The organism is Elstera litoralis, assembly GCF_000963705.1.
Taxonomy (GTDB): Bacteria; Pseudomonadota; Alphaproteobacteria; order Elsterales; family Elsteraceae; genus Elstera; species Elstera litoralis.
The window spans coordinates 1-4,209 of the sequence record NZ_LAJY01000151.1; the positions used below are offsets into that span (position 1 = coordinate 1).

The window sequence follows — 4,209 nt, forward strand, 5'->3', positions numbered from 1 at the left end:
CCATTGATTAGGTTTTGTAGACTTACAAGGCCATCTACATAGCGACCAGAAAATAAAACCCTCTCCCGGTCTTTACAGATGACAGAGGCATAAAGTTGACTTCGTAAAAAAATCGCCATGATACTCTCGCATCAAGAGGCCATCCCTTTAGAACCACTCCTCAGGAGTGTCGGCCACAAAATCTCACACCGAGGGTTGTGCAGTCAATTACATAAAAATTAAAAGTTGTGACTATTTTAGGTCGCAGAGCATGCCCCCTCTAGCCTTAAAGAGCAGGGATTTAATTTAAAATTTCTTATATTTTTATATGAGGAAATTTTTACCCGTAGAGAGCGCGCGCACGCGCCTCAAACGCCGATACCATGCGTTTTACCGCTTCGTTGAACAGCGTCTCGATAATCTTTTGCAGCATGCGATTGTGGAACTCGAAATCCACGTAGAAATCCAACTCCGTCTGCCCCGGCGCGTCGGGCACGGCACGAAAAATCCAGTGATTGTTGAGATATTTAAACGGGCCTTCGGCATAGGCCACGTCAATACGAAAATTCGCCGGGTCGAGCGTGACATTACTGGTGAAGCGCTCGCGCACCACCTTATAGCCGATAATCAGATCGGCGCGGATATGCGCATCCGAGCGCTCGCGGATACGGGCGGCGAGGCACCAGGGCAGAAACTCAGGATAGCGCCCGACGTCGGCCACCAGATCGTAAAGCTGCTGCGGGGTATAGGGCAGAAGCCGCTTTTCGGCGTGGGTCGGCATGGCCGCTTAGGCCGAAGCTCTCGCTAACTGCGCCTCGCGCGCGGCCCGCATCTGCGCGAAATCCTCCCCGGCATGGTAGGAGGAACGCGTCAGCGGCGAGGACGCCACCATCAGAAAGCCCTTGCCGTAGGCCTGAGTTTTATAGCTGGCGAACTCGTCCGGGGTGACGAATCGATCCACCGCCGCGTGCTTCGGGGTGGGCTGCAAATATTGACCGATGGTGAGGAAATCAACCTCCGCCGACCGGAGATCGTCCATCACCTGCAAAATCTCTTCGCGGCTTTCACCGAGGCCGACCATCACGCCCGACTTGGTGAAAATCGACGGGTCGAGCCGTTTGACTTCCGAAAGCAGCCGTAGCGAATGGAAATAGCGCGCGCCGGGGCGAATGGTCGGGTACAGGCGCGGCACGGTCTCAAGATTATGGTTGAACACGTCCGGGCGCGCCTCGACCACCACTTCAATCGCGCCATCTTTGCGCATGAAATCGGGGGTCAGCACTTCGATGGTCGTTTGCGGCGAGCCGGCGCGCACCGCCCGGATAACGCGGGCGAAATGATCGGCCCCGCCATCGTCGAGATCGTCGCGGTCAACCGAGGTGATGACCACATGGGCGAGGCCCATCCGGCTGACGGCTTCCGCCACATGCTCGGCTCGTGCGGGTCGAGCTTATCGGGCCGTCCGGTCGCCACATTGCAAAAGGCACAGGCGCGCGTGCAGACATTGCCTAAGATCATCACGGTCGCGTGCTTCTTGGCCCAGCATTCGCCGATATTCGGGCAAGCCGCCTCTTCGCACACGGTATTGAGCTTCAAGTCCCGCATCATCTGGCGGGTCTGATTATATTCAGCCGAGACCGGCGCTTTCACCCGAATCCAATCGGGTTTCCGTTGGATGGGATTATCGGGCTTGTTGGCCTTTTCCGGGTGGCGGAGTGCGGCGGCAGCAGCCTTATCGGTCATCATCCAAATCCCTTCGCGGCGTTGTGTCCGCGTCATAAACGCTCCGATGAAATGGAGCAAGGCGTTCGTTCTGTCAGGGGCGCGGCCCCCAACACCCCCGCCCAAGGGCGGCGGCCCTTGGGGAACCCGATCTCTATTAAGTAAATTAGAAAAAGGGATTCTCAAGGGGTAAGCCCCTTGAGCGGCGTTCAGAGGCGGACCCTCTGCGTGTTCCAGCGACAATACAAAGACGGCGAGGCCTGTGAAAGCGCCCCGCCGTCATGCCTCACCTGTTAGAAATGGATCGCCCGACCGTAGGCGTCCAGAACCGCTTCGTGCATCATTTCCGAGAGGGTAGGATGCGGGAAGACCGTGTGCATCAGTTCCGCTTCGGTCGATTCCAGCGTGCGCGCGATGGCGTAACCCTGGATCAGTTCGGTCACTTCCGCGCCAATCATATGCGCGCCCAGCAGCTCACCCGTTTTGGCGTCGAAGACCGTCTTGACCAAGCCTTCCGGCTCGCCCAGGGCAATCGCCTTGCCGTTGCCCATGAAGGGGAAACGCCCGACCTTCACACTATAGCCCGCCGCCTTGGCTTTCGCTTCGGTCAGACCGACCGAGGCGACTTGCGGCTGGCAGTAGGTGCAGCCCGGCACATTGCTGGTATCGAGCGGGTGAACATCACCGACGCCGAAGATTTTTTCGACGCAGATCACGCCTTCGTGGCTGGCCTTGTGGGCAAGCCAGGGCGGGCCCGCGAGATCGCCGATGGCGTAAACGCCGGGCTCGCCGGTGCCGCAATAATCGTCGATAACCACATGGGATTTTTCGACTTTTACCGCGGTGCCTTCAAGGCCGATATTCTCGACATTGCCGACGATGCCAACGGCGAGAATCACCCGGTCCACGGTGATGGCCTGGGTTTTACCGCCCTGCTCCACCGTGACTGTGACGTTATTTGCGCCCTTAGTGATGCTTTTGGTCGCGGCCCCGGTGAGGATTTTCATCCCCTGCTTCTCGAAGCTCTTACGGGCGAAGGCCGAGATTTCCTCGTCTTCCGCCGGAAGAATCCGGTCGACCATTTCGACCACCGTTACATCGGCCCCCAGCGTCTTGTAGAAGCTGGCGAATTCGATGCCGATGGCCCCGGAGCCGACGACGAGGAGCGACTTCGGCATGACGTCCGGCACCATCGCTTCGCGGTAGGTCCAGATCAGTTTACCGTCCGGCTCCATCCCCGGCACCGAACGCGCGCGGGCACCGGTGGCAAGGATAACGTGCGGCGCGGTCAATTCGCCCGCCGCTGCCCCGGCCTTATCTGTCAGCGCAATCTTACGATCCGCCCCGGCCTTGCCCGCGAGGGTGCCGTAAGCGTCGAAGACCGTCACCTTGTTCTTTTTCAGCAAATGCTTGACGCCGCCCGAAAGCTGGGCCGCAACCTTGCGGCTGCGCTCCACAATTTTCGGCAGGATCACATTCACGTCACCCTTCACCTCAAGGCCGAAGTCCTTGGCGTGATTGATGAGGCTGAAGATTTCCGACGAGCGCAGCAGGGCTTTCGTCGGGATACAGCCCCAGTTGAGGCAGATACCGCCGAGATGCTCGCGCTCGACCAGCGCCACCTTCTTGCCCAGTTGCGCCGCGCGGATGGCGGCGACATAGCCGCCGGGACCGCCGCCGACGACGATCAGATCAAACTTCGTTTCTGCCATGATCCGACCTTTCCTAGAGCATCATCGAGAGCGGATCTTCGATCAGCCCCTTGAAGGCTTGCAGCCATTCCGCCCCCAGCGCGCCATCGACGACGCGGTGATCGACCGACAGGGTGCAGCTCATCTGGGTTTCGACCGCCAGCGCGCCATTGCGCACAACCGGCCGCTGTTCGCCCGCGCCAACGGCGAGGATGCAGGACTGCGGTGGGTTGATGATCGCGGCGAACTCGCGGATGCCGAACATGCCAAGGTTTGAGATGGAGAAAGTGCCGCCGGTAAACTCTTCCGGCTTCAGCTTGCCCGCCTTTGCCCGACCGGCCAGATCTTTGATTTCCGCCGAAATCTCGGCGAGGCCCTTCTTATCCGCATCGCGGATGATCGGGGTGATGAGCCGCCGGGGATCGAGACCGCAACGGCGATATCGACGCCCTTGAAGAGCATCAGCCCTTCGTCGGACCAAGCGGCATTGGCGTTCGGCACCTTTTTCAAGGCGAGGGCCGAGGCGCGGATAATCATGTCGTTGACCGACAGTTTTATCCCCGACTTTTCGCCACGCGCGTTGAGGTCCGCACGCAGTTTTAACAAGGCGTCGAGCCCGATATCCACGGTCAGGTAGAAATGCGGCACCGACTGTTTGGCTTCGGTCAGGCGGCGCGCGATGGTTTTGCGCATCGAGGAATGCGGCACCAGCTCGAAGGCCGGAAGGCCGAAGGTCTGCACGGGAGCCGGGGCAGGTTTTGCCACCGATGCCGGCGCAGCAGCAGCGGCGGGAGCAGGAGCTGCGGCAACAGGGGTA

The 4,209-nt window shown here is 59.6% G+C and carries 2 protein-coding genes and 2 pseudogenes; all 4 read right to left on the reverse strand.

The window, feature by feature from the left end; all coding sequences use genetic code 11:
* Positions 1-319: 319 nt before the first annotated feature.
* Positions 320-760, reverse strand: a complete 441-nt coding sequence (locus VZ95_RS07100) for a type II toxin-antitoxin system RatA family toxin (RefSeq protein WP_045775238.1) — start codon at positions 758-760, stop codon at positions 320-322.
* A 6-nt stretch (positions 761-766) separates the two neighbouring features.
* A pseudogene (lipA, locus tag VZ95_RS07105) lies at positions 767-1,725 on the reverse strand (lipoyl synthase).
* Positions 1,726-1,994: 269 nt separating this feature from the next.
* Positions 1,995-3,413 carry a dihydrolipoyl dehydrogenase gene (gene lpdA / locus VZ95_RS07110; RefSeq protein ID WP_045775239.1) on the reverse strand — a complete coding sequence of 473 codons (1,419 nt, stop codon included), beginning with the start codon at positions 3,411-3,413 and terminating at the stop codon, positions 1,995-1,997.
* Between the two features lie 13 nt (positions 3,414-3,426).
* Positions 3,427-4,209: pseudogene (locus VZ95_RS07115) on the reverse strand (2-oxo acid dehydrogenase subunit E2); the annotation flags it as partial.